At 71.1% G+C, this 5,830-nt stretch carries 9 protein-coding genes; 5 read left to right on the forward strand and 4 right to left on the reverse strand.

All coding sequences use genetic code 11. The features are described from left to right. The coding region (locus tag Q7P21_RS18795; protein WP_304179394.1) for a LytTR family DNA-binding domain-containing protein at positions 1-366 on the forward strand (366 nt) is incomplete at its 5' end. On the opposite strand, the gene Q7P21_RS18800 is transcribed toward Q7P21_RS18795, so the two are convergent. After that, positions 320-937, reverse strand: coding sequence for a DUF2306 domain-containing protein (locus tag Q7P21_RS18800; protein ID WP_304179406.1), 618 nt, complete (start codon positions 935-937; stop codon positions 320-322). The two genes, Q7P21_RS18795 and Q7P21_RS18800, sit on opposite strands and share 47 nt — an antisense overlap. A 235-nt stretch (positions 938-1,172) precedes the next feature. On the opposite strand from Q7P21_RS18800, the gene Q7P21_RS18805 reads away from it, so the two are divergent. After that, the gene (locus Q7P21_RS18805; RefSeq protein ID WP_304165779.1) at positions 1,173-1,382 is read left to right on the forward strand and encodes a hypothetical protein; all 210 of its coding nucleotides are present in this window, start codon (positions 1,173-1,175) and stop codon (positions 1,380-1,382) included. Here Q7P21_RS18805 and Q7P21_RS18810 read toward each other — a convergent pair. Beyond that, entirely contained in the window at positions 1,379-2,365 is a 987-nt protein-coding gene (locus tag Q7P21_RS18810; protein ID WP_304179419.1) for a malate dehydrogenase, read from the reverse strand. The genes Q7P21_RS18805 and Q7P21_RS18810 overlap by 4 nt on opposite strands. A 153-nt stretch (positions 2,366-2,518) precedes the next feature. Here Q7P21_RS18810 and Q7P21_RS18815 point away from each other — a divergent pair, with 153 nt between their 5' ends. Together Q7P21_RS18815 and Q7P21_RS18820 are read left to right on the forward strand one after the other, a co-directional pair. After that, the gene (locus Q7P21_RS18815) at positions 2,519-2,938 is read left to right on the forward strand and encodes an HIT domain-containing protein (RefSeq protein WP_304179431.1); all 420 of its coding nucleotides are present in this window, start codon (positions 2,519-2,521) and stop codon (positions 2,936-2,938) included. A 77-nt stretch (positions 2,939-3,015) separates the two neighbouring features. After that, complete coding sequence (locus Q7P21_RS18820) at positions 3,016-4,251, forward strand: hypothetical protein (protein WP_304179439.1); 1,236 nt, start codon at positions 3,016-3,018, stop codon at positions 4,249-4,251. Positions 4,252-4,262: 11 nt separating this feature from the next. Here the strand turns inward: Q7P21_RS18820 and Q7P21_RS18825 are convergent, their stop codons facing one another. Beyond that, positions 4,263-5,162: a hypothetical protein gene (locus tag Q7P21_RS18825; RefSeq protein WP_304179453.1), complete on the reverse strand. Its 900-nt coding sequence runs from the start codon at positions 5,160-5,162 to the stop codon at positions 4,263-4,265. A 56-nt stretch (positions 5,163-5,218) separates the two neighbouring features. Between Q7P21_RS18825 and Q7P21_RS18830 the strand changes: the two genes are divergently transcribed. After that, a complete protein-coding gene (locus Q7P21_RS18830; RefSeq protein ID WP_304179465.1) occupies positions 5,219-5,599 on the forward strand; it encodes a DUF2237 family protein in 381 nt (126 codons plus the stop codon). On the opposite strand, the gene Q7P21_RS18835 is transcribed toward Q7P21_RS18830, so the two are convergent. After that, positions 5,600-5,830, reverse strand: a 231-nt coding sequence (locus Q7P21_RS18835) for a citrate/2-methylcitrate synthase (RefSeq protein WP_304179477.1), incomplete at its 5' end; no start/stop codon positions are given.

The following is a 5,830-nucleotide window of genomic DNA, read 5'->3' on the forward strand; positions in this document are numbered from 1 at the left end:
CACGCCTATCTGATGAGCCAGACCGGCGCCCGGGCGGCCGGCGACCCCGCCCCGATCAAGTTCCTGGAGCGCCTGCCGGTCAAGCTGCGCGGGGCCGAGATCTGGGCGGTGGAGGCCGAGGACCACTATCTGCGGCTCCATACCTCCAAAGGCCAGGACCTGATCCTGCTGCGGCTGGCCGACGCGATCAGCGAGCTGGAGGGGATCGAGGGCGCTCAGGTGCACCGGTCCTGGTGGGTGTCGCGGGCCGCCATCGCCGACGCCCGGCGCGGCGATGGCCGCGCGGTCCTGACCCTGCAGGACGGTTCAGAGGTCCCGGTCAGCCGGACCTATGCGAAGCTGCTGCGCGAGCAGAATTGGATCTAGCCAGCCAGAGCTCGGCCGCGAGCAAGTTGGGGACCCAGCACAGGAACGAGATCGCCCGATAGGTGTCGTCATAGCCCCAGGGCGAGAGGAAGGCGAAAGGCAGGTAGAGCCGCAGGGTCACCGCCGCCAGGGTCAGGGCGAAGCTGCGCACCATCCAGCGCTCGTGCAGGGCGAAGCGCCGCGCGACCGCCAGGCGCCAGGCCCGCCCGGTCGCAAACAGCCAGGCCGCCGCCAGCAGGCCGAACCCCGCCGTCGAGACCGGCCCGGTCTTGGCCCCGAAGGCCAGCACCATCCCCGCCGCCCCGGCGACCAGACAGGCGGCCACATAGAGCTTGCCCAGGGTCCGGTGCAGACCTGGCCGGCGGCGGCGAAGGCTGGCGATGAACTGGAACGGCCCGAGGATCAGGGCGGTGGCGGCGAAACCGGCGTGCAGGGTCAGGGCCCCCAGCGCCGTGAACCGATTGGCCAGGATCGGCGGCGCCATGCCCGGCCCGTGGGGGATCAGGTAGCGATAGGCCGTGACCCCCACCAGCAGGGACAGGACCAGGACGGTCCAGTGCCCGGCGCTCATGCCGCCCGTCCTGCTGTCCGGCCTGGGGGTCCCGCTCGCCATCGCGCGTCTCCGCCTTTGATCACCGGCGTCAGCAAAGCCCATTCGCCGGCGAATGGCCCGTTACGTTTTTGTATGGCGACTATGCGCCCGTCTGGACCTGACGGTTTCCCGCACGCGCCGTTCAGCCGCAATTCAGCCACCAGGGACGAGGGTCCTGCCGTCGGGTTCGGCGGAGGGTGTGGAAATGTCTGGAATGAAGTCGGCGCTGATCTTCGTGGCGGGCGGTCTGACCGCCCTCATCTGCGCGGGCGTGACGCTCTGGGGCGTCCACGAGGCCCACAGGCCCGATCCCGAGGCGATGTTCACCGCGGGCGCCCTCGACACGGGCGGCCGCTATGATCCCCCATCGTGGTTCGCGGGCGACAGGAACTGCCGCCCGCGTCACGTTGTGTGCGTAGGCTAGGCGAGGAGATCCTTGATGGTCTCGCGTTCGCCGACCAGTTCGTCATTGGTCAGCGCGATCTTCGACTTGGCGAAATCGTCCATCTCGTAGCTGTCGATGACCTCGTGGCCGGTCGCCGTGGTCTTCACCGGCATGCCGGCCCAGACGTCCGGGTTGAAGCCGTAGCGGCCTTCCGACTTCACGGCCACCGAGTGGACCTTGCCCACCGTGGTCAGGTCGCGGACGTGGTCGATCAGGGCGTTGGCCGCCGAGGCCGCCGAGGAGACGCCGCGCGCCTCGATGATCGCCGCGCCGCGCTTGCCCACCGCCGGCAGGAAGTCGGTCTTCAGCCAGGCTTCGTCGCCGATCACGTCGGCCGCCGCCTTGCCGCCGATCTTGGTGTGGGTGAAGTCGGCGAACATGGTCGGCGAGTGGTTGCCGTAGATGTAGAGGTCGGAGACCTCATTGATCGACACCCCGGCCTTCTTGGCCAGCTGGGCGCGGCCGCGATTCTCGTCCAGGCGCACCATGGCGGTGAAGCGGTCGGCCGACAGGCGCTTGGCCTGGGCGGCGGCGATCATCACATTGGTGTTGCAGGGATTGCCGACCACCGCGACGCGGGCGTCATCGGCGGCGACCTTGTCGATGGCCTGGCCCTGGGCGATGAAGATCTTGCCGTTGTCCTTCAGGAGGTCGGCGCGCTCCATGCCGGGACCGCGCGGCTTGGAGCCGACCAGCAGGGCCCAGTTGACGTCCTTGAACGCCACTTCGGCGTCGCCGGTCAGGATCATGTCCTGCAGCAGCGGGAAGGCGCAGTCCTCCAGCTCCATGGCCACGCCCTTCAGGGCCTTTTGCGGGCCTTCGACCGGGATCTCCAGCAGCTGCAGGATCACCGGCTGGTCCGGGCCTAGCATGGCGCCCGAGGCGATGCGGAAAAGAAGGGCGTAGCCGATATTGCCGGCGGCGCCGGTCACCGCGACGCGGATCGGCTTCTTCGTGCTCATGGTGCTGCTCCAGATGCTGCGGGCGGGGTCTGCCGTCCAAGAGAGGTGGCGGGTGCGTAGCTCAAGTCAGGCGCCTGCTGCAATGCCGCATAACGTGCGGCCGCGCCACGCTTGGGGCTTTGCGCCCGCCCGGGCCCGTGTTCAAGCTCGCCCATGTTCCAGATCGACCCCGCCTTCCTGGCTGGCTCCGAGCCCCTCGGCGACCTGCCCCTGTGCCACGCCCGGCTGCAGACCGACGCCCGTTATCCCTGGATCGTGCTGATCCCCAGGCAGGCGAACGCTCGCGAGCTGGAGGACCTGATGACCCCCGACCAGGCCCGGCTGATGACCGAGATCATCCGCGCCGGCCGCGCGGTCCGCGCCCTGGGCGAGGCCCTGGGCCTGCCGGTCGACAAGCTGAACGTCGGCGCGCTGGGCAATGTCACGCCGCAGCTGCACATCCATGTGGTCGGCCGGCGCCGGGCCGATCCCGCCTGGCCTGGCCCGGTCTGGGGCCACAGCCCGGCCGAGCCCTATGAGCCCGACGTCCTGGCCTATGGGATGGACACGGCGCGGCGCGCCCTGGGGGTCTGATCCCTCAAGGTTGCGTTCCTGTTGTCATCATCCGGGAATAGAGTCACATTTCGCCTTTCCGTCGCCGGGGGGCGCATATGCGACACCATATCATCCTGGCCATGGCCGGCGCGCTCATCGCCATGCCGGCCCTGGCCCAGACGCCGACTGACAGGACGGCAACCCACAAGACGCCGGCCGACCGGACGGTGGTCGTGGCCGGCGGCGGCAGCCTCTGGCGCGGCCCTCACGGCGACAAGGTCGATCCAAGTCTCGCCGAGCAGCTGGACGGCTGCCTCTATCCCGCCGCCGGGTCGGGGGGCGATTCCTTCCGCTGCGTCGCCCTGACCTCCCGCGCCGCCGCCCGCGCCTATCGGCGGATCGCCGGGATCCACGCCTGGGAGTCAGAGGGCTTCACCGCCGGCGCCACCACCGGCTTCCTCGGCCTCGCCGCCTCGATCGGTCATGGCGCGAGCAATACGGTCAACGCCTGGACCGGGCTGGGCCTCATTCCGATCATCAGCGACGACATCGCCTCGCCGGGCCCCCGGGCGCGGCTCTATACCGTGGCCGGCACGGCCATGACCCTGACCACGGTCCGCGCCGAGGCGCTGCGCGACGCCCTGGGCGTGACCGGCGGCATGATCGCCGGGCCGGGCCAGGCGCCGCTTCAGGCCCGGGTGAAGGCCGAGTGCTCGCCGGGGACCCTGGACGCCATCGACGCCATCGCCCTGGTCGGGGCCACCAAGGCCGAGAAGGCTGTCCAGTCGAAGGCGCGGGACAAGCTGTCCGCCCAGATCCGCGCCCGGTGCGACGAGCTCACCCTGGCGACCCAGAAGCTGGCGGCGGCGGCGGCCCTGTGGAACTTCGGCGGCGACGCCTTCGCCCGCAACCTCGCGGCCGACGCCACGACCCTGGACGACACCATCACCCGGCTGGATCGCCAGACCCTGGCCCCGCCCCGCGGAGCCCTCAGCGTGGTGCTGAACGCCGCCCTGAACCTGCCCTCCAAGCTGGTGGGCGGCGCGACGCCGCCGGAATATGTCGGCCGCAACCTGCCGGTCTTCACCTCGACCTACACCTTCAACCTGGCGCGGGCCCCGGACGCCGATCTGCCCTCGGCGATCGGCGCCGACCTCAGCCTGCCCGCCGGGCTGGACACGGCCGGGGGCCAGCGGCCCGCGATCTTAAGGGAATTCAACAGCCTGACGGCCGAGATCAATGGGGCCATCGCGGCGGGGATCTATTTCAAGACCGCCAATGACCGGTCGATCCTGTCGGTCTCGCCGGGCGCCGACACGCCCGTCACCCTGACCTCGCCGACACGGCCCTAGAGACGCCTGGCCTAGTTCCGCTTCATCGAGACGCCGCGCCGGTCGCCCTGTTCGCTGAGGTCGCCGGACCAGTCGCCGTCGGACTCGGCATTGAGGGTCAGGACCGCGCGCTCGCCGCTGGCGCGGATCTGGAAGCGGGCGATGATCTGGCCGCCATTGCGTTGGACGTCGTCCAGGAAGCCGGAGGAATCGGCCGCCCCCCGGCGGCGCGGGTCGCGCCAGGCGCCTTCCAGGACGCCATTGTTCTTGTCGACCAGCTGCAGGTCATAGAGTTCGGCGCCCAGGACCGAGCGGATGATCCAGTGGCCGTCCAGCGCCCCTTGCATCCCCTGGGCCGAGGCGAAGGAGGCCCGCATCCGCGCCTCATAGTTCAGGTCCGTGGGGGTGGGCGGACCGTCGGGGGTCTTGCCGACCTCGTCGATATGCACCGGCGCCGACAGCTGCGGGCGCGGCGGCCGGGCATAGGAGATCGGCGGCGGGGCGGAATAGGGCTGGGGTCCGGCGGACGGTCCGGCGGGCGGGACCGGAGCATAGGTCGCGGCGGGCGGGGGCGCGGTCGCCACCTGAGGCGCGGCATAGGCCGGGGCCGGCGCGGGCGTCTGGACCGTCGGCGCATAGGTGGCCGGCGCCTGGGGGGCCGTGGCCAGGGGTGCGGCGGCGTCCGGCGCCGGCCCCGCCGGCGGCGTGGCGGCCGGAGTCGTGGGGGCGGCGGCCCCCGGCGTCTGGGCGGCCTTGTCCAGCAGGGCGCCGATCGGATCGACCTCCTGGGCGAGGGCCGGCGCGGCCAGGGCCGTCGCGGCGAGCAGGGCGGCGAGGCAGACCCCTCTCAGGCTCATGGACGGCAGGCTCCGGCTGTCACGCACGCCCCGGACCTCGCGGTCGGGCTCAGCCGGGGCTGGGCGGTCGGTCAAGGCGGGAACCTCCTTCTGCATGGCGAAGCGGGCCTTTTGGTGACTAAGATGGGGGTATGACCACACGATACGACGCCGATGCAAGAAACGTGCTGGGCGGCGAGCTGATGAGTTGCTCGCTCGACCCCGTCACCGGCTTCTTCCGCAATGGCTGTTGCGAGACCGGCCCGCACGACACCGGCCTGCACACGGTCTGCGCGGTGATGACCGCCGAGTTCCTGGCCTATTCGAAGATGGTCGGCAACGACCTCTCCACCCCGGTCCCGGACTACGCCTTCCCCGGCCTCAAGCCCGGCGACCGCTGGTGCCTCTGCGCCCCGCGCTGGAAGGAGGCGCTGGACGCCGGCGCTCCGCCCCAGATCGTGCTGGAGGCGACCCACGAGGAGACCCTGGCCATCGTCCCGCTCGGCGTCCTCAAGGACCACGCGGCGGCCTGATCACCCCACCTCGACCCCCACATAGCGGGCCCGGGGCCGGATCAGGGCGCCGGACTGCAGCTGCTCGATGGCGTGGGCGATCCAGCCGGCGCAGCGGGCGACCGCGAACAGGGCGAAGGGGGCGTCGGCCGGCAGCTTCAAGGCCTCCGACATGGCCACCAGGGCGAAATCCACATTGGGCTTCAGGCCCGTGAAGGCCTCCACCGCCTGGGCCAGCTCGGCCAAAGGCGC

Source organism: Phenylobacterium aquaticum, assembly GCF_947378715.1.
GTDB lineage: Bacteria > Pseudomonadota > Alphaproteobacteria > Caulobacterales > Caulobacteraceae > Phenylobacterium > Phenylobacterium aquaticum_A.